At 64.3% G+C, this 22,238-nt stretch carries 20 protein-coding genes; 4 read left to right on the forward strand and 16 right to left on the reverse strand.

The features are described from left to right. Nucleotides 1-49: 49 nt before the first annotated feature. Both ACODSO_RS13175 and eccCa read right to left on the reverse strand, forming a co-directional pair. Nucleotides 50-1,690, reverse strand: a complete 1,641-nt coding sequence (locus ACODSO_RS13175) for a type VII secretion-associated protein (protein ID WP_489037308.1) — start codon at nucleotides 1,688-1,690, stop codon at nucleotides 50-52. Beyond that, entirely contained in the window at nucleotides 1,687-5,694 is a 4,008-nt protein-coding gene (eccCa, locus tag ACODSO_RS13180; RefSeq protein WP_489037309.1) for a type VII secretion protein EccCa, read from the reverse strand. The genes ACODSO_RS13175 and eccCa overlap by 4 nt, the downstream gene beginning before the upstream one ends. A 250-nt stretch (nucleotides 5,695-5,944) precedes the next feature. Here eccCa and ACODSO_RS13185 point away from each other — a divergent pair, with 250 nt between their 5' ends. The 3 genes from ACODSO_RS13185 (at nucleotide 5,945) to mycP (ending at nucleotide 10,059) form a co-directional block, all read left to right on the forward strand. Continuing rightward, on the forward strand, nucleotides 5,945-6,955 hold the full coding sequence (locus tag ACODSO_RS13185; RefSeq protein ID WP_489037310.1) for an LLM class flavin-dependent oxidoreductase: 1,011 nt from the start codon (nucleotides 5,945-5,947) through the stop codon (nucleotides 6,953-6,955). 105 nt (nucleotides 6,956-7,060) lie between these two features. Beyond that, entirely contained in the window at nucleotides 7,061-8,602 is a 1,542-nt protein-coding gene (gene eccD / locus ACODSO_RS13190) for a type VII secretion integral membrane protein EccD (protein ID WP_489037311.1), read from the forward strand. After that, nucleotides 8,560-10,059 (forward strand): type VII secretion-associated serine protease mycosin, encoded by a 1,500-nt coding sequence (gene mycP / locus ACODSO_RS13195; RefSeq protein WP_489037327.1) that lies wholly within the window; start codon nucleotides 8,560-8,562, stop codon nucleotides 10,057-10,059. Before eccD ends, mycP begins: the two co-directional genes overlap by 43 nt. Here the strand turns inward: mycP and eccB are convergent. After that, nucleotides 10,008-11,459 carry a type VII secretion protein EccB gene (eccB, locus tag ACODSO_RS13200; protein WP_489037328.1) on the reverse strand — a complete coding sequence of 484 codons (1,452 nt, stop codon included), beginning with the start codon at nucleotides 11,457-11,459 and terminating at the stop codon, nucleotides 10,008-10,010. The genes mycP and eccB overlap by 52 nt on opposite strands. 152 nt (nucleotides 11,460-11,611) lie before the next feature. Between eccB and eccE the strand changes: the two genes are divergently transcribed. Continuing rightward, nucleotides 11,612-13,279 (forward strand): type VII secretion protein EccE, encoded by a 1,668-nt coding sequence (gene eccE, locus ACODSO_RS13205; protein ID WP_489037312.1) that lies wholly within the window; start codon nucleotides 11,612-11,614, stop codon nucleotides 13,277-13,279. Here the strand turns inward: eccE and ACODSO_RS13210 are convergent. The 13 genes from ACODSO_RS13210 to rplO form a co-directional block, all read right to left on the reverse strand. After that, nucleotides 13,273-13,833 carry an NADPH-dependent FMN reductase gene (locus tag ACODSO_RS13210; RefSeq protein ID WP_489037329.1) on the reverse strand — a complete coding sequence of 187 codons (561 nt, stop codon included), beginning with the start codon at nucleotides 13,831-13,833 and terminating at the stop codon, nucleotides 13,273-13,275. The two genes, eccE and ACODSO_RS13210, sit on opposite strands and share 7 nt — an antisense overlap. A 30-nt stretch (nucleotides 13,834-13,863) precedes the next feature. Next, nucleotides 13,864-14,751, reverse strand: coding sequence for a tRNA pseudouridine(38-40) synthase TruA (gene truA / locus ACODSO_RS13215; protein ID WP_489037313.1), 888 nt, complete (start codon nucleotides 14,749-14,751; stop codon nucleotides 13,864-13,866). 5 nt (nucleotides 14,752-14,756) lie between these two features. Beyond that, complete coding sequence (gene rplQ, locus ACODSO_RS13220; RefSeq protein WP_068380896.1) at nucleotides 14,757-15,323, reverse strand: 50S ribosomal protein L17; 567 nt, start codon at nucleotides 15,321-15,323, stop codon at nucleotides 14,757-14,759. 34 nt (nucleotides 15,324-15,357) lie between these two features. Further along, complete coding sequence (locus tag ACODSO_RS13225) at nucleotides 15,358-16,422, reverse strand: DNA-directed RNA polymerase subunit alpha (protein WP_068380893.1); 1,065 nt, start codon at nucleotides 16,420-16,422, stop codon at nucleotides 15,358-15,360. Nucleotides 16,423-16,522: 100 nt separating this feature from the next. Then, the gene (gene rpsD / locus ACODSO_RS13230) at nucleotides 16,523-17,128 is read right to left on the reverse strand and encodes a 30S ribosomal protein S4 (protein ID WP_068380891.1); all 606 of its coding nucleotides are present in this window, start codon (nucleotides 17,126-17,128) and stop codon (nucleotides 16,523-16,525) included. Nucleotides 17,129-17,149: 21 nt separating this feature from the next. After that, nucleotides 17,150-17,563 (reverse strand): 30S ribosomal protein S11, encoded by a 414-nt coding sequence (gene rpsK, locus ACODSO_RS13235; protein ID WP_008718225.1) that lies wholly within the window; start codon nucleotides 17,561-17,563, stop codon nucleotides 17,150-17,152. After that, nucleotides 17,563-17,937, reverse strand: coding sequence for a 30S ribosomal protein S13 (gene rpsM / locus ACODSO_RS13240; RefSeq protein WP_068380888.1), 375 nt, complete (start codon nucleotides 17,935-17,937; stop codon nucleotides 17,563-17,565). The genes rpsK and rpsM overlap by 1 nt, the downstream gene beginning before the upstream one ends. Before the next feature lie 203 nt (nucleotides 17,938-18,140). After that, nucleotides 18,141-18,254 carry a 50S ribosomal protein L36 gene (gene rpmJ, locus ACODSO_RS13245; RefSeq protein WP_025347279.1) on the reverse strand — a complete coding sequence of 38 codons (114 nt, stop codon included), beginning with the start codon at nucleotides 18,252-18,254 and terminating at the stop codon, nucleotides 18,141-18,143. An 89-nt stretch (nucleotides 18,255-18,343) separates the two neighbouring features. After that, the gene (infA, locus tag ACODSO_RS13250; protein WP_005140011.1) at nucleotides 18,344-18,565 is read right to left on the reverse strand and encodes a translation initiation factor IF-1; all 222 of its coding nucleotides are present in this window, start codon (nucleotides 18,563-18,565) and stop codon (nucleotides 18,344-18,346) included. Nucleotides 18,566-18,790: 225 nt separating this feature from the next. After that, a complete protein-coding gene (map, locus tag ACODSO_RS13255; protein WP_068380885.1) occupies nucleotides 18,791-19,588 on the reverse strand; it encodes a type I methionyl aminopeptidase in 798 nt (265 codons plus the stop codon). After that, nucleotides 19,588-20,142, reverse strand: a complete 555-nt coding sequence (locus tag ACODSO_RS13260) for an adenylate kinase (RefSeq protein WP_068380883.1) — start codon at nucleotides 20,140-20,142, stop codon at nucleotides 19,588-19,590. Before ACODSO_RS13260 ends, map begins: the two co-directional genes overlap by 1 nt. Then, nucleotides 20,139-21,461, reverse strand: a complete 1,323-nt coding sequence (secY, locus tag ACODSO_RS13265) for a preprotein translocase subunit SecY (protein ID WP_068380880.1) — start codon at nucleotides 21,459-21,461, stop codon at nucleotides 20,139-20,141. The genes ACODSO_RS13260 and secY overlap by 4 nt, the downstream gene beginning before the upstream one ends. Before the next feature lie 333 nt (nucleotides 21,462-21,794). Beyond that, nucleotides 21,795-22,238: a 50S ribosomal protein L15 gene (rplO, locus tag ACODSO_RS13270; RefSeq protein WP_068380877.1), complete on the reverse strand. Its 444-nt coding sequence runs from the start codon at nucleotides 22,236-22,238 to the stop codon at nucleotides 21,795-21,797.

Here is a 22,238-nt window from a genome sequence, read left to right on the forward strand (position 1 = left end):
TTCGGTTCCATCCAAAGCAAACATTCTCGAAATGCCTGCACCCTCTGACCTACGAACCGGCCACCGCGAGGCTCTCGACGGCGTGCGCACAATCGTCGTGGAGTACCTCTTCGGCTCCCATCGAGCTCTGACAGCCGATGCTGATCTGCAGACCGTCGTCGACGAAGACTCGCCAGTGGACCACCGATGCGTCGCCGGGTGACTCGACGTAGGAGATGCCGACTCTCCCGCCGAAGTCGGTTGCACGCGTGAAGCTTCCGATCGTGGAGCGTTCGCCCCGAGCCACCAGTTGCTCCTCGAGATCGTCGGCGACGTCGTCGAATGTGACCGCCGGCTGGAGATCCACAGTGGCGAGCACGATTCTGCGGTCTGGGTAGTCGGGTGGCACCAGCAGAAGTCGACCGACTTCGGGACGTTCGGACCACGACGCGGGAACCTCCACGCTCGCCCTACCGAACGACGAACGCGCCACCGGAGGCGGACGGGCGTCGGTTTCGGACTCGATCGTCTCCGACGCGGAGGGCGCACCGACACTCGTCGTCTCACGACGACTCGGCGACTCGGATGACGGCGCACGGGAATTCGATGTGACTGCCGATCCGACATCGGTCGACCGAGCAGGCATCGCGACGGGCGTCGAGGAATTCGTGACGGCATCGAAAACCACGAAACCTCCGACCACCACCGCCGCGACGGCCGCCACCATTCCTGCCAGAAGTATCGGGGCACGGCGCTCGGCGCTCGGGGGCGGCGGGGTCGGGGCGTCCACGAGCCAAGCCGCCGCGCGGACGGGTCTCGGCGCTCCATCCGGCAGCAACCCCTCACGAACAGTTGGAGGATCACCCCCGTCTGCCCCACCGGCCCAGTCGGCCCCGTCTGCGATCGACCGGACCACGTCGGGTCCTCGCAGGCGATGCAATCGATGTGACGACTCTCGTAGCAGTTCCGGAACGGTTGTGTGCCTCGTCGATTCGAGGATGAACACCTCTGCCGGGCCGTTCCCGAGGAAGGCCGCCGCGCATGTCGTCACCCGCTCGTCGATGGAGGCGACGGCGTCGGCGAACGAATCGGCGAACGCGAGGTCCCGGCTGCCCAGCGCAACCCACCGGCCGGAACGCTCGTAGGGTTCCCCGGACCCGAACGACGCTGTGCTCGCCGTCAGAGCGCTCACGGTCGAACTCAGCTCGTTCAACTCGACGACGACGGCGCACGCCGGCGCACGTTCACCCGCCGACCTGACCGCTGCAGTCGCAGCGTCGACCATCACCACTTCGCGCGCGAGGGCCGACATCGCGCGTCGGACCACGCTCTGGCGATGCTCACCCCAGAACGACGGGCACACGATCTCCAGCATGTCGACGGGTCCCTGTACGCCCGACCGTCCGAGCGCATCGGCGACCGTTCCGCCGAACACGTGCTGGGCCGGAACCGGAATGGAACCGACCAGCACCTCGTCGTCGTCGACGAACGACCACGGAAAACGTTCGACTTCCGCGCTGTCCTGATGCGACTCGCGGTCCGGCTTCGAGTCGTCCGGATCGAACTCGCACCCGAGAAAGACCAGGTTCCCGGCCTTCATCGACAACGCCGTCTCGAAGCACCGAAGCGACCGACCCGAACCCGATTCGACCAGGACCGACACCGAATCGTCACCGAGGTGTACCGCGGCGTAGGTACCGGCCGAACTCATGTGGGCGACCAGGCGAGCTGAACCAGCGACTGTCCTCGCCTGTCCACGAGTACACCTCGCCCAGGTGGCATCGGCGACGGCTTCACGGTACCGATCAGATTGCCTTCGTCACGGCTACCGCTCATCACCAACCCGGGAGACACCAAATCTCGCATGCGCGAGATGATCTGGTCGTACATGGTCCGCGACGCACCGCCCGAACGGCGCGCGAGAACGAGATGCAGTCCGATGTCTCGGGCGTGCGGGAGGTAGTCGGCCAAGACGGCCAACGGATTTCCCGACGCGGTCGCGACCAGGTCGTAGTCGTCGACGATCACGAAGATCTCAGGTCCACTCCACCACGACCGTTCGCGTAGTTGTTGCGCCGTGACGTCCGGGCCAGGCATGCGTTCTGCGAGCTTCGACGCCAGTTCGTTCATCATCGTCGACAGAACCGGCTGCGACGCCGCGTAGCCAGCCAGGTGATCCGATTCGACGACACCGAGCATCGTCCGTCGATAGTCGGCCAGAATCAGTTTCACCTGCGACGGTGTGTTGGCCGCCGTCAGCGAGGAGCAGATCGACGTGAGCAACGCGGTCTTGCCACATTCGGTGTCCCCGAACACGATGAAATGCGCCTGCTCCGCGAAATCGACTGCAATCGGCTTCAATTCCGCTTCGTCGATACCGACGGGCACCCACAGTTCGGGCGTGGTCCCCCGCTGTCGTGGCCAGCGTCCGGTCAACGTGCGACGCAGTTCTTCCAATGGCAAGCTGTCCGGGAGCATCCGAACCTTCGGTGCGGATCGGCCGGCATAGCGCGCCGCGATCAGCGACACAGCCGCCTGAATACCAGAGCCGAGATCAGGGGTGGATGGCGCATCGTCGAGCCTGGGCAGCCCGATCAGCAGGTGTAGTCCGTCCTTGGTGATTCCTCGGCCGGGCCGGTTCTCGGGCACTCGCGCGGCTTTCGCACGCCCGAATTCCGAATCCGAGGCGTCCCCGAGTTTCAGTTCGACTCGAGTCCCGATGAGATCCTTGGTGGCGGGACGTATTTCGGCCCATCTGGCGGCGGTGATCAAGAGATGAACCCCGTACGACAAACCTTGTGCAGCCAGCGCTGCGAGTTGGGGCTCGAGGGGTTCGAAATCGCTTCGGATGCTCCCCCATCCGTCCACGACGAGAAAGACGTCGCCGAAGTTGTCCTCGTCGTCGATCCGCGACTCGGCCTTCCGTCGACGAAACTCCGCCATCGAGTCGATGCCGCGCTGACGGAACAGTCGTTCCCGCCGTCCGATCACGGCGGACACTTCCGCGACTGTCCGACGGACCGTGTCGACGTCCAGACGGCTTGCGACCGACCCGACGTGTGGCAGGTCGGTGAGCCCGTTCAGTGTGCCTCCACCGAAGTCGAGACAGTAGAACTGAACCTGCTCGGGCGTATGCGTCGAGGCCAGCGACATGATCAGAGTCCGCAGCGCCGTGGACTTTCCGGATTGCGGTCCCCCGACGATCGCTAGATGCCCCTGCGCCGCGGACAAGTCGATCTGCAAGAGTTCACGTCGTTGATCGAACGGCCGGTCGACGACGCCGATCGGGACTCGCAATGTCGCCGCCCGCGGATCGCCTACGGATACGGTCCCGTCGGCGAGCAGACGATCGAGCGTCGGCGACCGATCGAGTGGTGGCAGCCACACGTCGTGCGCAGGTGTTCCCTGACCTCGGACGCGGGCAACGACGACATCGAGAACGGTCCGGCCGTCCTGCCCATCTTCCCGGTCGCGTGCGGCGGGCGGTTGCGACAATTCGTCCGTCGCACTACCTGCGCGGACGGGAATGTCCGGGGCTATCGGCACGGGGAAGGCGCCGAACACCCGTGGCCGGATGTCCACCACCGAGTGCCGAGTGCCGGCCACTCTCGTGCGTGGCCGAACGTAGGGACCCGACACGTACGAGGCCGCGAATCTCATGATCTCGGCCGAATCGCACTTGAGGTATCCCGCACCGGGCTGCGCAGGGAGGTGATAGGCGTCGGGAACTCCGAGGACTGTTCGAGACTCGTTGGCCGAGAATGTCTTCAGACCGATCCGGTACGACAGGTGACTGTCGAGACCGCGGAGCTTCCCCTCTTCGAGCCGCTGGCTCGCCAGAAGAAGATGCATGTGCAGCGAGCGTCCGAGACGCCCGATCGCCACGAACAGATCGGCGAAATCCGGTTGCTGGCTGAGCAATTCGGAGAACTCGTCGACGACGATGAACAGCGCAGGCATCGGCGCCAGCGCGGCCCCAGCCGACCGCGCTTTCTCGTAGTCGGTGACATTCGCGAAGTTGCCCGCGTCGCGGAGTACCTCCTGACGCCGATTCATCTCACCCGCGAGTGCATCTTTCATCCTGTCGACCAGGGCGAGATCGTCGGACAGATTCGTGATGACGGCGGCGACGTGCGGAGCGTCTTCCAGGCCGGCGAACGTCGCACCGCCCTTGAAGTCGACGAGAACCAGATTGAGCTGGTCCGGCCCGTGCGTCGCCACCAGCCCGAGTACGAGTGTTCGGAGGAACTCCGACTTTCCGGATCCGGTCGCGCCGATACAGAGCCCATGGGGCCCCATTCCGTTCTCCGCTGATTCCTTGAGATCGATCTCCACCGGACTTCCGTCCGGCGCGACACCGATCGGGACCCGCAAACGATCTCGTCCGCGCCGCGGTGTCCATACCTGCATTGGATCGAACTCTCCGACATCGGCGATGCCGAGGAGATGGTTCCAGCTCGAGATCGACTCCGCATCGCTCACCGAGGAGTCGACACCTGCGTGCGAGGTCGTTCGGAACGGAGAGAGGCGACGTGCCACGGTCTCGGCGTTCGCCATGCTCATCGCGTCGGCATTACCGAAGACCTCGACGTTGGGTCCGCTCACCGCGCCGATGGTCCCGTTGTCGGTGAACAGTCGTAGACCGCGAGTCGACGCGAGCGAGGTCGCGAAGTCGGACAGGTCCACGACGGTGACCGATTCGAGTCCGGTGCGGATCACGTCGGTGCCACTGTTGTCGAGCAGTCCTCCGTCCACGACTATGACCAGATGCGGCACTCCAGGGGCGGGCGGAGCACCGCGAGTAAATCTGTTTCGTAGCGAGAGATGCTCGCCGAGAGCGCTTTCCAGCTCCAGAAACGAACCGTAGATCATTCGAGCGCTGCCGACCCCGTCGGTGAGGAGATCGTGCTGGGTGTGCGGTAGCCACTTGGTCCAGTCCCAGTGCATCACCGTGTCCGGCCCGCAGACCACAGCGAGCCTGACCTGGTCCGGGTCGTGAAAAGTGCACAGGGACGCCAGCATGGCGCGCACCGTCGCGCGGGCCGCATCACGGTCCCCTGCGATCGAAATGGCCGCGAATCCACGCAACGACACGGCCGTCGGCAGGTCAGCCACCACCGAATGTGCACGCACGAATCGCCTCAGTGACACAGCCGATACCGGTTCCAGTTCTTCGACCGGGCCGGTCTCGGGTGGGACCAGCCGCGTCGCAAGGCGTTGCGATCCGCGAGCAATTCGAACGTGGCAGAAGTCGGGATCTGTGCCCCTGCGTTCCCACATCCGGTAGCTACCGGCGAAGGACCACAGAACGCCGGGATCCGGGTGTGACCATTCCAACGCTGCACGCTGACTCGCCGAGGTGACACCGACATCCTTGCGCAACTGATCCAGATATCGCAGGTAGTCCTTGCGATCCTCGTTGGCCTCCGCCGTCCGGGCTCCACCGCTCTTGCCGCCGCCGGACACCATTCCCAACATCGACACCAGCATCATCGCCGGGAACATCAGCATCATCGGGTTCGCAGCCATGCCCGAGGTGAACATCAACGCAACCATGCCGACCATCGCCGCCACCATGACGACGGGCATCAGCTTCATCATCAGGTTTCCGGGCACGATCCGCGGAATTTCCGGCGGAGCCTGGAGCGCCACCTCGCCGCCCGGTGTTCGAGGAACTCCTCGACGCGCACCGCGGACGAACCGCACGGTACTCACACTGCTCCTGCAATCACGCGATCCTCAGCCCCCGCCGATCGGTATCCCCCATTACCGTCGACACACCCGTTCCCAGGCGAGTGTGTCTTCGCCCGCGAAGGCTAACGCATCGACGCGAGCTCGGCCAGCGTTCGCCTCCAGCCGCGACGGAATAGCCCGGGATCCACATCGGTTGGAAATCGAGGAGCGCAATGTGCTCGTCGAGCAGTAGATCACGCTCGATTCTCGAACCGAAAGGCTGGCATCCACCGTGTCCGTACCACTCTCCATTCTCGATCTGGCGCACATCGGCGAAGGCGAGAGCGTCCGGGACAGCTTCGATGCGAGCGTGACGCTGGCCCAGCGGGCCGAGAAGTGGGGCTACCGGCGCATTTGGTACGCAGAGCATCACAACATGCGCACCATCGCGTCGTCGGCGACCAGCGTCCTCATCGGCCACGTCGCGGCGAACACCAGCACGATCACGCTCGGGTCCGGTGGGGTCATGCTGCCCAACCACGCTCCGTTGACCATTGCGGAGCAGTTCGGGACTCTTGCGACCCTGCACCCGGGGCGGATCGATCTCGGGCTCGGACGAGCACCGGGAAGCGACCAGCAAACGATGCGTGCCATGCGTCGTGACCCGTCGTCCGCCGATCGATTCCCGCAGGACGTTCAAGAACTACAGGGCTATCTGTCGGACGAGTCGCTGGTGCAGGGCGTGGTGGCGACACCTGGAGCCGGCACCCATGTTCCGCTGTACATTCTCGGATCGTCGCTGTTCGGTGCCCAGTTGGCAGCCGCGCTCGGACTACCGTTCGCATTCGCGTCGCACTTCGCACCTGACGCACTGGAGCAGGCAGTGGCGATCTATCGCGCCGACTTCCGTCCGTCCGCCCAACTGGACGCGCCCTATGTGATCGCCGGAGTCAACGTGATCGCAGCCGACACCGAAGCCGACGCACAACGGCAGTTCCTGGCGACGAAGCGAAGCCGCGTGAGTCTCCTGCTCGGTCGTGGTCGAAAATTCACCGACGATGAGGCCGACATGCTGCTCGATGCCCCGCAAGGCCACCACATACGGCAGATGACGAAGTACTCGGCGGTGGGCACACCCTCGACGGTGAAGGACTACCTGGACCGGTTCACCCGTCACGCAGACGCTGACGAACTTATCGTCGCATCGGGTTCGGTGGATCGCGAATCCTGGTTGCGGTCCTACGAATTGCTCGCCGACGTGAGCGAATTGGCTGGCCTGGAACCAGCGGGCACCACGGCCTGACACCGCTTCCCGGTCTCGACCCGCCGTCGCCGGGAGGCTAGGTATCGTAGAGTCGCCTGCAGCCAGGGGGGATGCTTCGGCGAACAATGATTCCGGGGGGAATGCATGACGGGGGACCTTTCGCAGGCCGTGGATCGGCACGGGCTGCATGCGCGCAACGACGGCGCGGCGATTCGTGGCGATGACGCAACGATTCGTAGTGGCGACGGGCGCGGAGGCGCTGCTCCGTTGGACCTGTGCAGGCTCACGATTCTCGGCGAGTCCGTGCAGGTCGACATGGCGTTGCCCACCGATGTCCCGATTTCCTTGCTGCTACCCGGCATCGTGGACGTACTCGATTCGCGTGGCACGTCTGGGGCCACCGATCGGCAAGGCCGATCCTGGGTGCTGTCGAAGGTGGGTATGCCGCCGATCGCCGACACGTTGACGTTGAACGAGGCGTCCATTCGCGACGGTGAACTACTCGTTCTCGGGGCGGCCGACGCGCCGGCGCCGCCCCCGCTGTTCGACGACCTGATGTACGCGGTCGCCGCGACCGGCAGCGAGGCCGCCGGACTCTGGACAGCACGAACCGCCCAGCGAGTCGGCTTCGCAGTAGGCGCAATCACGATCGCGCTCGCGTGCCTCTCGCTGCTCCGACCGCTCCTCGACGACGGAGCCGGCAACGCCTCGGCCCCGGCTGAGGTCGCCGGTGTTGACGCAGGCATCGGCGCCGCGGTGGCAGCTGTGCTCTTCGTCGTGGCCGGTGCGATCGTCGGACGGTTCTACCGGGACGACCGCACCGGTGTCTTTCTTTCGGGGTGCGCTCTCCCGCTGATGTTCACCTCCGGGGTTCGTTTCGTACCAGGCAATTTCGGCGCACCCCATCTTCTTCTGGGTGGCGCGCTCGTCGGTGCGTCGGCAATCCTTGCACTGCGCTTGGGAAACCACGGCACGGCGTTGTTCACTGCAGCGGCGTCCGCCGCGGGACTTGCCTGCGGCGCATCCACACTCATGCTGTTCGTCGAGCTGCCGCTCACCACGGTAGGCGCCGGAACTGCGGTGATCGGGTTGGCGGGCCTCGCGATCGCGCCACGTATCTCGATGATGCAGGCGAGACTCCCGCTGCCTCCGGTACCGACAGCAGGCGCGCCGCTCGACGAAAACGACGAGGAGAACCAACCGTCTACCGCCGATCTGGCGCATCTCGCGCGCCGCGCGCGTAGCTACCTCACCGGCCTCGTGTGCGCAGCGTGTGCCGCCGCGGCCACGGGCGCCCTTCTCGCCGCACTGGGATCGGATTCTGTCGACCGGATCTATTGGCCGGGAATTGCACTGGCGCTCGCGACTGCTCTGATACTCGTGCTCCGCGGGCGTACGTTCGCCGAGGTTCATCACGCCGTTCCCCTCGTCGCCGGAGGTTCGACCATTGTCCTCGTCCTGACCTCCTCCGTGGTGTTCGCAGAACGTGACCAACCACTCGCGATCTTCACAGCATGCGTCCTTCTCACTCTGGTCGCATTGTTCTTCGGATCGTTCATCCCGGCCAGGGAGTACTCGCCGGTGTTGCGACGGGCAGCGGAACTCGTCGAGTACGCGGCGATCGCGGTCGTGATTCCGGTGGCCTGCTGGGTATGTGGCCTGTACTCGGCGATGCGGGCCCTGTGATCGGCCGAAGGCCGATCTGGTTCCCGCTGCGCGCACTGTTCGTCGTCGGTACCGCAGCACTTCTCGGTACGTCGACGCTCGGTGCGGGATTCGCCGCTGCGGAACGGCCCGTCGTCGACCCTGCTTTGCTGCCCGCGCCCGCCCCTGCCGCTCCGCCGGAACCGACCGAGCAACGAAACGCCTGCGTAGCCGTGTCGGCGGTACCCGACGGCACGGGGGTCCCCGACGAGATCGGAACCTTGGACTTCGGCGCGGTCTGGCCTGTCACCCGAGGCGCAGGCCAGCTCGTCGCCGTAGTCGACACCGGTGTGTCCCCGCACCCCCGGTTGCCTGGCCTGCGCCCGGGAGGCGACTACGTCCATACCGGAGACGGCCTGTCGGACTGCGACGCGCACGGGACACTGGTGGCAGGCCTCATCGCGGCGACGCGAGAGCCGGGCAGCGGCTTCTCCGGTGGCGCCCCCGAAGCCCAGATCATCTCGATCAGACAGTCCAGCAACGCTTTTCAGCGCGAGCGACAGGCAGGTGAAGAGGAAGGCGACTCGTCGGTCGAGAATGCAACCGGTTACGGCAATGTGATGACGATGGCCATGGCCGTCAGAACGGCAGCCGACCTCGGCGCAACGGTCATCAACATTTCCGAGGTGGCGTGCGTTCCTGGTGGCACCCGCGTCGCGGACGGACCGCTCGGCGCTGCGATCGACTACGCGGCCCGAGTAAAGGATGTCGTGGTCGTCGCCGCTGCCGGAAACACCGGCGGCGCCGGCGGATCTGCCTGCTCGAGCCAGAACCCGTCACCGGACCCGGCCGACCCCTTTGCGGACCAGTGGAATCGCATCGCGACCGTAGCCACACCCGCCTGGTTCGACGACCAGGTACTCACGGTCGGTTCGGTCGATTCCAGCGGCGCCCCAGCGGCTTTCACGTTGGCCGGTCCATGGGTCGACGTTGCGGCCCCGGGCACGTCGATGACGTCTCTGTCACCGACCGGCACGGGACTCGTCAACGGCACCGTGGACAACCAGGGGAACATCGCACCCATCCAGGGCACCAGCTTTTCGGCACCTCTTGTCGCCGCGGTCGCAGCGCTCGTTCGTGCTCACCGGCCCGAACTCGATGCAGCCCAGGTCATCGAACGCATCGAAGCGACGGCGCACGCACCCGCAGAGGGATGGAACCCGCTCGTCGGTCATGGCGTCGTCGATCCGCTGGCCGCAGTCACCGGTCAAGTCGACGGCCTCCGAGGCACGGCTCCCGCAGACGCAGTCGCAATCCCCATGCCGACCGTACCGCTCCCGCCCGACACGAGACCGCGCTCCGTCGCCCTTGCCGGTGCCGCCGCCGTCGGTGTAGTTCTCGTCCTCGGTCTCGGTATATCGATTCCCCTTCGAAAAAGGGTACGACCTCATTCGGCCGGAAGTGCGGTCGCGTCCGGGTCCGGCCCGAGACCGTCGTGAGCAGTCAACGCTGCTGCGCGACTCAGCGTCGGTCCGACACCCAGCAGTTCGACGATCGGCCAAGGCGCCGGGGCGGCAGCTCCGAATCCCAGGGCCTTCGCCGCGTCCCCGTCCGCGACACCGAACCGAACACCGGTATCCGCCACATAGAAATATGCGTCGCGTCGCAGACTCGTCGGTGAAATGCCCGTGGTCTGCACGAAACCGCCACTGCCGGGCGCGAGGTAGACCTCGTCTGCTTCTGGACCGCCCCCGTCGGCCTGCGCCAGTCCGACCGGGTGCGCCGACTCCTCCAACGGCAAGGTGCGACCCGCAGACGTGACCACACGCGCGGTCGGTCCACCATCGGGAGCAGCCTGCGGAAGCCAGGACACACATGCAACCGGCTCGGCGCCACTGTCGACGATCGTCGGCCGAGCCGACGGAAAGGTATCGACGGCAAGCACATCGGCCGTCGGTGCCCGACGCAGAACATCCGGGTTGAGTGAATCGATCTCCGGACTCCCCTGCGAATCGGCGAACTTGATCAGTTGCGCGGTGGCCTCGGTGATCGACTGGATTCCCTCTGCCAGCACCACGTAGTACCGGACGTCCACCCCCGACACCTTCACCACGGACCCGATCGTCTTGCCCGCGATTTCGTAAGACGGTAGCTGTCCCGCCAGTGGAACAACGGGTGGGACGATCGCCGGAACCACTGGAACCGCGTTCACCAGTGCCGAACTCACGTCCGAGGGCGTTTCACCCTCGAGCCCGAGAGCCCGGACCACCGAACGATCCGCCAGATCGATCCGCGCTCGAACTCCCCCGTAGACCAGGAAGACCCCGTCTGGAGTTCGCCACAGAAACGCGTCGGTATCGCCGAGCGGCGCGTTCCCGTCGTCGTAGTGCGGCTCACCGGCCATCACCGACGTACCCGCCACCGCCCCCGTGCTGCCGAGAGTGTCACACACGCTCCAACCGACCGCCGCTCCGTCGACATCGTAGGGCAAAGACGAAGGCGCACCGGGTATTCCGACCAACGACCCACGTTGTTTCCCTGCCAGTTCCGATTCCTTGACTATCGTCGGATTCTCAGCCTGGCCCACGATCAACCGCGCCGATGCCAGATTGAGAACCGGATGCACGACGTCGTCCAATCGCACGAACATCGCTCCTGAATCCTTGCCGACGATGATCGACGCATCTCCGATCTTGTCCTGTGGACGAAGAAGCGCCAGGGCAGCACACCCGGCAAGCCCCAGGCACGCGACCACCAAACCCACAGCCAGCGCCCGGAATTGAGAGCGCATGGGGTCGTGCAACATCCGCACATCACGACGGACCAGCGCATGTTCCATCCGTCGGACAAGAAATCTGTACCCGCCGACCTGCCACTTGGTTGTCGGCGTCGCCGCCACGGTCCCCCCTACCGATAGTCGACCGACGTTCCCCCCGCCGGCCCCGGCCGTCACAGTACCTACTCCCGGGTCGGTGTGCGATAGAGTCCTCCCGACGAGTCGCGTGGGGACCCGGCTCGTCGATCGACATTCTCGGGGGGAGGAATCGCGCCATGGCTGAGCTGCTCGGCCGCCGCAGCCGTCACAGTGTCGGGCTTCGTGTGCCGACATTGAGGCGTGCGCTCGGCGTCGAGGTCGTCGCCGTTCTGGTGTGCTCCCTCGCGCTGGCCGCACGCATCCCTGCGCAGACCGCTCTGATGGTCGGCGTTCCACTCGCCGTTCTCCCGTTCTTCGTGTTCTCGGGCCGCACGCTGCTGGACTGGGCGATCACCGCCTTCGAGTACGCCACCGGATCGGTTCCGACAACCGGTGTCACCTCCGACTACACCGATCCCGACGGCACGACGATGGGTGTGCACCGACTCGACAGCCGCGCCTCGTGCGTCCTGGAACTCCGACCGGCCCCTGGAGCGACCACTCGGCTCGGACGCTCCGGTGCCACCTCGGATTTTTCGCTCGACCTGTCGACATGGGCGCACTGCCTTGTCCAGCACGACATCTCACTGAGCGGTATCACGGTTGTCTCGCACGGTGTGCGTACGGCATCGGGATCACCGGCGACCGATGTTTACGAGCATCTGATCGGCCCCCTACCTGCGGTGGCCTCGCGGACAGTATGGGTGACCGTAACCCTCGACGTTCGCACCAACCGTGACGCGGTGGAGGCACGCGGCGGCGGGCACCTCGGCGTGCATCGAACGGTGTCGATAGCTACGCAACGCGTCGCGCGGGCACTGCAGGCACGGGGGGTTGATTCACGGCTACTCACCCGCCACGACATACGATCTGCAGCGACGCACATGTGCCGAGGTGTCCCGCTCGATGCACTCACCGAGAACTGGCGCTCGGCGCCACTGCCCGGCGTCATCAGTACCGGGTTCGGACTCGAGTGCCGCGCGTTGGACGACAGTGCGCTCGCCGATATCTGGGCTGTGCCTGCACTGTCCACCTCCGTCGTACTGCGACTGTCGCCCAGTGCCACAACCGATCACATCGCACTGAGCGGATCCTGCGGCTTCGTCACTCGGACAGCCGCGCCGACACCTCCACTTGCCGGCTCGGTCTCGATGAGGGGTAGGCAGCGTGAAGCGCTGCTGACATCGCTGCCGCTGGCGATCACTGTTCCAGGCCGCGGCGAACCGGTTCGTGACATACCCGCCGCCAGGGTCGCCGCACTACGAATTCCCACGTCCGGCTGCGGACAGCTTGTCGGCTCCGATTCCTCGGGTCACGGTGTCGCCGTGCGAATCCACGGCTCGGATCTCGCGTCCGTTCACGTCGCAGGCGAGCTGTACCTCGCCCAGCAGCTCGTGTTCAGAGCGATCGCCACGGGCGCACGAATACTGGTTCGCACCGATCGACCGCACGCGTGGGGACCTCTCGTCGACTCGGTGGCTACGCCTGACCGACTGCTGCTCGACGGCGGTCCACACCGCACTGGGACGAGAATCGACCTCGTCGTTCACGACTTCTCCAGTGAAGTCGACACACCAGCACCGTTTCGACACGACGGCATCACCGTGCTCACGCTGACCGAGCACAGCCCCCGCACACCGATGTCGGATCCCGACGTGTCCATTGTTCAACCAGGAGCTGCGGGAGACCGAATTCGGCTCCGCACCCAGCGTTCGGAGACGGAATTGGTGCTCGTCACCATTCCACAGGAAACAGCGTTCATCGGTCGACCCCGAAGCCTTCGACAGGCGAGCAATTCCTACTGACCCGGGTACGGCCGGGATGCCCGCAACGTCTTTGCTGCTGTTGCCCACCACTGCACTTGGTCGAGCATTCGAGCGGCCGAATCCACGGCCGGCCCGTCGACCACCACTGGGTCGGCCCCGAACGTCTTTCGGGCTCGTGGGAATCCGACGCTGTCGCGTACCGAGACCATGTGCAACTCCGCAGCGACCTGTCGCAGTTGTTCGACTGCTCGTGCACCGCCGTAAAGGCCACCGTACGAGACGAATCCGACCGGTTTGCCGCGCCACTCGTACTTGACGGTGTCGAGCGCGATCTTCAACGAACCTGGGTAGCCGTGGTTGTACTCCGGCGTCACCAGCACAACCGCGTCGGCGGAGGAGACCGCAGCTGCCAACATATCCGCGCCCGGCGAGGGAGACAGATCCGCGGGCAGGTCCAAGTCCATGAGATCGATCGTGTTCGCCACGAACCCGGACCGTTCAGCGACGGTGCGCACGAACCACTCCGCAACCGTCGGCCCGAGCCTGCCCGGCCTGACGCTTCCGACGACGACAGCGAGTTCGATGGGCGTAATGGTCACCGAGTCAGCTTATTCCCCGGCGTTTCAGCAACATTCCTCGGACGCCGGTACCGCCGACCGTACCTCGCGCGTCGCACTGTTGCGCGCTGCAAGATCGTGTGCCGCCGGGTAGTCCACCGCAACCAGCGACAATCCATGTGCGGGTGCGACTGTCACCGAACTCGAGCGTGAACGTGTGTCGAGTAGCGCTGCAGTCCACTCCGGGGTTCGCCTTCCCTCCCCTACTGCCTGCATCGCCCCGACGAGGCTCCGGACCATCGACCAGCAGAACGCGTCGGCGCTGACGTATGAGGTGATGCGGTCGCCCTCCTGCTCCCAATCGAAGCGTTGCAACTGACGCACCGTCGTCGCACCGTCTCGTCGTTTGCAGAACGCCGCGAAGTCGTGCAGTCCGATCAGCCGCGAGGACGCGTCACGGACCGAGGCGAGGTCGATCTCGCGCGGCCACGAGACGACACTGCGGACCTCCAGAGGGTCGACACCGTATCGCGCAGTACTGAACCGGTATTCGTAATGGCGTCGCAACGCCGAGAATCGCGCATCGAAGTCCGCGGTGACTTCGGAAATGGCTTTCACCCGCACGTCGGTCGGCAGGAACCGAGCAAGCCTACGTACGAGCCTCTGGGGTTCGTCGATTCCGCCGACGATATCGACGTGAGCAACCTGTCCGTTCGCATGCACACCGGCGTCGGTGCGTCCTGCCACGGTCAGCTCGATCGACTGGCGCAACACCGTCGACAGCGCGTCTTCCAGCACCCCGCACACGGTTCGAATTCCTGGCTGGCGCGCCCAACCGGAGAACTCGGTGCCGTCGTAGGCGATGTCCAATCGAAATCTGGTGGGGACCGAAAAAGCGGACCCGCCATTCCCGGTAGGAATGGCGGGCCCGCTTCGGTCGTACTCCGAAACCAAGAGGACTAGTCCTTCTTGGCTTCTTCTGCGTCGGACGCGTCCGACGCGTGTGCGTCCTTGTCTTCGATGCCGTCGACGACTGCTTCGGCGTTCTCGACCTCGGCGTCGGTCGCGTCGGCTTCGACAGCCTCGACGACGTTCTCCGCAGCCGGTGCAGCGGCAGGCGCCTGCGAAGCCTTCACGCGACGAGCGCGATCTGCTTCGTTGGACACCGTCTGCTCGTTGACGAGCTCGATGATGGCCATCGGCGAGTTGTCACCCTTGCGGGGGACGGTCTTGATGATGCGTGTGTAACCACCGTCGCGATCGGCGAAGAATGGCCCGATCTCGGCGAAGAGCTTGTGCACGACATCTTTGTTGTTGATCGTCTTGAGTACCTCACGACGATGAGCCAGATCACCCTTTTTGGCATGGGTGACGAGCTTCTCGGCGTGGGGACGAAGGCGCTTGGCCTTCGACTCGGTCGTGGTGATGCGGCCGTGCTCGAAGAGTGCCGTCGCCAGGTTGGCCAGGATGGCCTTCTGGTGCGACGCCGACCCGCCGAGACGGCGGCCCTTGGTGGGCTTGGGCATGATGAATCTCCTAGTAAGAGCTCCAGCGAGCTGATTACAGCTGTTCTGTCTCGGCGTAGTCCTGCTCGGCGCCTTCGCTGTCTGCGAAGGAACTAGCGTCTGTGTCGCTCCACGTTCCCGTGGTGGCGTCGTATCCGGGCACGGTGGTCGGATCGAAGGACGCGGGGCTGTCCTTGAGCGAAAGGCCGAGCGAATGCAGCTTGACCTTCACCTCGTCGATGGACTTCTGTCCGAAGTTACGAATGTCCAGCAGATCGGACTCGGTACGACCAACCAGCTCGCCGACGGTGTGAACACCCTCGCGCTTGAGGCAGTTGTAGGAACGAACCGTCAGGTCCAGATCCTCGATGGGGAGTCCGAAGGAAGCGATGTGATCGGCCTCGGCGGGCGAGGGTCCGATCTCGATTCCTTCTGCTTCGACGTTCAGCTCACGGGCGAGACCGAAGAGCTCAACCAGGGTCTTGCCCGCCGAAGCGAGCGCGTCCCGCGCGGTGATGGAGTTCTTGGTCTCCACGTCGAGAACGAGCCGATCGAAGTCGGTGCGCTGTTCGACGCGAGTGGCCTCCACCTTGTAGGTGACCTTGAGCACCGGCGAGTAGATCGAGTCGACCGGGATACGGCCGATCTCTGCGCCGGACGCCTTGTTCTGGACGGCAGGGACGTAACCGCGGCCGCGCTCGACTACGAGCTCGACCTCCAGCTTGCCCTTGTCGTTCAGGGTCGCGATGTGCAGATCCGGATTGTTCACCGTGACGCCTGCCGGGGGAACGATGTCGCCTGCAGTGACAGCGCCTGGGCCCTGTTTGCGGACGTACATGGTGACCGGCTCGTCCTCTTCGGAACTCACGACGAGGCCCTTGAGGTTCAGGATGATGTCGGTGACGTCTTCCTTGACTCCGGGGACCGTGGTGAATTCGTGGAGGACGCCGTCGATACGGATGCTGGTGACAGCAGCGCCGGGGATCGACGACAGAAGGGTACGGCGGAGCGAGTTGCCGAGGGTGTAACCGAAGCCAGGCTCGAGCGGCTCGATGACGAATTTCGAGCGGTTGTCGGCGATGACCTCTTCGGTCAACGTCGGGCGCTGTGAAATGAGCATTGTGTGTTCCTCCTGTACGGACGTCCGCTATTTGACGTCCACGTGTGGAGGCGAGAACGCCTGCGAGTGTCGGGTGTGACACTCGCAGGCGCGCTTCGCCTTACTTCGAGTAGTACTCGACGATGAGCTGCTCCTGGAGCGGCACATCGATCTGTGCGCGCTCCGGTACCCGGTGAACCAGGATACGAAGACGGTTCGGAACGACCTGCAGCCACGGAGCCACGGGACGATCGCCGTAGCTCTCGCGTGCGATCTGGATCGGCAGAGTCTGTGCCGACTTCTCGCGGACATCGATGATGTCGTACTGCGAGACGCGGTAGCTGGGGATGTCCACTCGCTTGTTGTTGACGAGGAAGTGGCCGTGCGTGACCAGCTGGCGCGCCTGACGACGGGTACGTGCCAGTCCGGCACGGTAGACCACGTTGTCGAGACGAGTCTCGAGGATCGTCAGCAGGTTCTCACCGGTCTTGCCGGGGCGCCTGTTGGCTTCCTTGTAGTACAGACGGAACTGCTTCTCCATGACGCCGTAGGTGAAGCGAGCCTTCTGCTTCTCCTGCAGCTGGAGCAGGTACTCGCTCTCCTTGATCCGCGCGCGGCCGTGCTGGCCGGGCGGGTAAGGACGGCGCTCGAACGCCTGGTCGCCTCCGACGAGGTCGACGCGCAGACGACGCGACTTGCGGGTGATAGGACCGGTATAACGTGCCATTTTCTAAACCTTTCCTTCCCGCTAGACCCGACGCCGCTTGGGCGGACGGCAGCCGTTGTGCGGCTGAGGGGTGACATCGGAGATGGTGCCGACCTCGAGGCCAGCGGCCTGAAGCGAGCGGATCGCGGTCTCACGGCCGGAGCCGGGACCCTTGACGAACACGTCGACCTTCTTGACGCCGTGTTCTTGCGCCTTGCGGGCAGCGCTTTCGGCTGCGAGCTGGGCGGCGAACGGCGTCGACTTGCGCGAGCCCTTGAAGCCCACGTGGCCCGACGACGCCCACGAGATGACATTGCCGGCCGGGTCGGTGATCGACACGATCGTGTTGTTGAACGTGCTCTTGATGTGCGCAGATCCGTGCGGGACGTTCTTCTTGTCCCTGCGACGCGTCTTCTGCGCCTTCTTCGGACCGGTACCGCGTGCTTTAGGGGGCATTACTTCGCCTTCTTCTTGCCGGCAATGGTGCGCTTGGGGCCCTTACGGGTGCGCGCATTGGTCTTGGTGCGCTGTCCACGGACGGGCAGACCACGACGGTGGCGAAGGCCCTGGTAGCAGCCGATTTCGATCTTGCGACGGATGTCGGCCTGAACCTCGCGGCGCAGGTCGCCCTCGACCTTGAGGGACTCCTCGATGTACTCGCGGAGCTTGGTCAGATCTTCGTCGGCCAAATCCTTGCTGCGCAGATCCGGGTTGACCCCGGTTGCGTCGAGGATTTCCTTGGAGCGGGTACGGCCTACGCCGTAGATGTAAGTCAGTGCGATCTCCATGCGCTTTTCGCGCGGCAGATCCACACCTGCGAGACGTGCCATGTGGCAATCCTTTTCTTGTCCGGAGGTCTGCTCCCAGTCCGTCCCCTGTGTTCTTCTCACCGCTGGGGTGTGAAGCGTCTTTCAACTAACTCAGTGGGGCCCCGGCCTCCGTGCCGGGGGTATGCCGCAACGCGTATGTCGCGGTTGGTGCTGGGAGGTCATCTTCTAGCTATGTGCCAAGCAGAAATGCGAATGCTCGGTGGTTATCCCTGACGCTGCTTGTGACGCAGGTTGTCGCAGATCACCATGACTCGCCCATTACGACGAATCACCTTGCACTTCTCGCAGATCTTCTTGACGCTCGGCTGAACCTTCACGTCGTTTGATCTCCTGTGTGTAGCTCGCGCGTCGGTGACCCGAAGCAGCGAGCATGGTTCTCTCCGACCGGACATGGCCGGAGAAGCTCTTACTTGTAGCGGTAAACGATGCGTCCACGCGTGAGGTCGTACGGAGAAAGCTCCACTACGACGCGATCCTCCGGGAGGATACGAATGTAGTGCTGGCGCATCTTTCCGCTGATGTGTGCGAGTACCTTGTGGCCGTTCTCGAGCTCAATGCGAAACATCGCATTGGGCAAGGGTTCGACTACCCGGCCCTCGACCTCGATGGCACCGTCTTTCTTAGCCATATCCTCCGCGTCCCTGGCGTTATACCTGGTTGATTGCATCTGTTTTCCGTCAACGTGATGCACACTGGCCGTCGACACGAAATCGAAGGTTTCACCGGATGAACGAGGGCCAGGCTTGCGCAGGCATGCGAACAACCGGCGCGCAGAGCGCACCGTCGACCTATGTTACCGGTAAACGACCACCAGGCCAAATGCGCTCGAACCGGCCCGTGCCAGTCGGGCGGACTACTCCGGGCGGAGGGTCAGGATTCGAGGACCGTCGTCGGTGACCGCAACGGTGTGTTCCCAGTGTGCGGCGCGAGATCCATCGGTGGTGACGACAGTCCAGTCGTCGTCCAGGATTTCCGTCTCGTACGTACCGAGCGTCAGCATCGGTTCGATGGCGAGCGTCGAACCCACTACGAGTTCGGGTCCCTTACCGGGCGCGCCCTCGTTCGCGAGGAACGGTTCCATGTGCATCTCACGGCCGATGCCGTGGCCGCCGTAACCGTCGACGATGCCGTACTTGCGGCCGTGCAGCTTTTCCGCTGCGTACGTTCCGTTCTCGATGGCGTGCGAGACGTCTGTGAGTCGGTTGCCGGGCAACATCGCGGCGATGCCGGCTTCCATCGACAGTCGCGTCGCTTCACTGAGAAGCGCGTCGGCCTCGATGATGTGCCCGATGCCGAAGGTCCACGCCGAATCCCCGTGCCAGCCGTCGAGAACTGCGCCACAGTCGATCGAGATCAGATCGCCTTCGACCAGGATGTCGTCGGCCGACGGTATTCCATGTACGACACGGTCGTTCACCGATGAGCAGATGCTGCCGGTGAAGCCGTGGTATCCGAGAAACGAGGGGACCGCCCCGGCTTCTCGGATCACCGATTCTGCAACGCGATCCAGATCGAGAGTCGATACGCCGGGCTTGGCCGCGTCACGCACGGCAACCAGAGCAGCGCCGACCACGGCACCCGCAGCAGCCATGGCGTCGAGCTCCCCTGGGCTGCGAAACGGTACTACCTTGCGCTTGCGACCGAACGCCATTACTTGTCGAGATCCTCGATCGCCTTCAATGCCCGAGCGCTGACTTCCTCCACGTCGCCCATCGCGTCGACCGCGAGGATCTGGTCGCGGTAGTGGTCGAGAAGTGGAGCCGTCTCGTCCCGGTACACCTTGAGCCGGTTCCGGATGACGTCTTCCGTGTCGTCTGCGCGACCGCGGGAGAGCATGCGCGTGACGACGATGTCCTCGTCGACGACGAACGACAGGACAGCGTCGAGCTTCGCTCCCAGGTCCGCCAGAATGTCCACCAGCGACTCGGCCTGGCCGACGGACCTCGGAAAGCCATCGAGAAGGAATCCGTTGACTGCGTCGGGTTCGGCGAGGCGGCTGCGAACCATGTCCACGGTCAGCTCGCTCGGCACGAGGTCGCCCGCATCGAGGTACTTCTTCGCTTCGATTCCCAGTGGTGTCTGCTCACCGATGTTCGCGCGGAACAGGTCACCGGTCGAGATGTGGGGTACGCCCAACTTCTGCGAGAGAACTTCAGCCTGGGTGCCTTTGCCTGCACCGGGAGGACCAAGTAGAACGAGTCTCACTTGAGGAACCCTTCGTAGTTACGCTGCATCAACTGACTTTCGATCTGCTTCACGGTATCGAGACCGACGCTGACCATGATCAGCACTGCGGTGCCACCGAACGGCAGGTTCTGCCCGCCACCGGAGCTTCCGATATCGAGGAACAGGTTGGGCAGCACGGCGATGGTGCCCAGGTAGATCGCGCCCGGCAGGGTTATCCGACTGAGCACGTAATTCAGGTAGTCGGCGGTCGGCCTGCCCGGACGAATTCCGGGGATGAACCCACCGAACTTCTTCATCTCGTCGGCCCGTTCCTCCGGATTGAAGGTGATGGCGACGTAGAAGTAAGTGAAGAAGACGATGAGTCCGAAGTAGGTAGCGATGTACACCGGGTTGGCCGGGTTCACCAGATACTCGTTGATGATTCGCTGCCACCAGGACGGATCCGTCGCGGTACTCGCAGATGTGAGCTGAGCGATGAGGTTCGGCAGGTACAGCAGCGAGGACGCGAAGATCACCGGGATGACGCCGGCCTGGTTGACCTTCAGCGGCAGGTACGTCGACGATCCGCCGTACATCTTGCGTCCGACCATGCGCTTGGCGTACTGGACCGGGATACGACGCTGACCCTGCTCGACGAACACGACGCCGGCGATGATCAGGAACGCGGCGACGCAGACCATCGCGAAGACGAGGCCTCCGCGGCTGTCGAGAATGGACTTGCCTTCCGACGGAATACGCGAGGCGATTCCGGCGAAGATGAGAAGCGACATGCCGTTGCCCACGCCGCGTTCGGTGATGACCTCACCGAACCACATGACCACCGCTGCACCCGCCGTCATGACGAGAACGATGATCACCAGGCCGAAGATGCTTTGGTCGGCAATGATGTCCTGCTGGCATCCCTGGAGGAGCTGTCCACGCGAGGCGAGAGCGACGAGACCGGTGGCCTGCAGAATCGCGAGCGCGATCGAGAGATAACGCGTGTACTGCGTCATCTTGGCCTGGCCGGACTGGCCTTCCTTGCGGAGTTCCTCGAACTTCGGGATGACCACTGTCAGAAGCTGAACGATGATGCTCGCGGTGATGTACGGCATGATGCCGATCGCGAAGACCGACAGCTGCAGTAGCGCGCCACCGGAGAACAAGTTGATGAGCGAGTAGATACCCGCTTGGTCGCCACCGGAGACCTGGTCGATGCAGGCTCGGACGTTGGCGTAATCCACACCGGGGGACGGAAGAGTAGCGCCGAAGCGATACAGGGCCACCAGACCGAGTGTGAAAAGGATCTTCCGTCTCAGGTCAGGAGTCCTGAGGGCCGACACGAAGGCGGAAAGCAAAGATCCTCCTGGCACGACTGCGTTGGTGTCGAAACATCCCTCGAACCCGAATGGGCACTCGGGGCGTTCGACCTTGGACTGCGGACGATATGGATCGCCCGCATGAAAGGCATTGTCACTGAACTCTAGAACTCTAACAGTGCGCGGCGGACCGCCCGTCGGTCAGTCTGCACCCGGCCCGATGGGCTCGGTACATACCTACCCGCAGCGGGACCGACCCTGCACCGTTGTAGACCCGCAATGGCACCGATGGCCGCAGCGTGGGCCTCTTTCGAGGCTTGCCGCTGCGGCCATCGACACACTATTGCTCACTTCGACGACAAGTCGACGTGGCTATACCTCGGTTGCGCTACCGCCTGCAGCAGCGATCTTTTCCTTGGCAGAGCCTGTGAACTTGTTGACGGAGATGTCGACCTTGACGGTCAGCTTTCCGTCGCCGAGCACCTTGACGGGCTCGTTCTTGCGAACCGCACCCTTGGCGATCAGCTCGGCGATGCCGACCTGGCCACCCTCGGGGAACAGCCGCTCGATGTCGCGAAGGTTCACGACCTGGAACTCGACACGGTTCGGGTTGGTGAAGCCCTTGAGCTTCGGGAGACGCATGTGAAGGGGCATCTGGCCACCCTCGAAGCGTGCCGGCACGTTCTTGCGTGCGCCGGTTCCCTTGGTACCGCGACCTGCGGTCTTGCCGCGCTTGCCACCTTCACCACGGCCGACGCGAATCTTCGTCGACTTGGATCCGGGAGCAGGACGGAGGTGATGCAGTTTGATGGTCAT

The organism is Rhodococcus sp. FG69 (genome assembly GCF_057808915.1).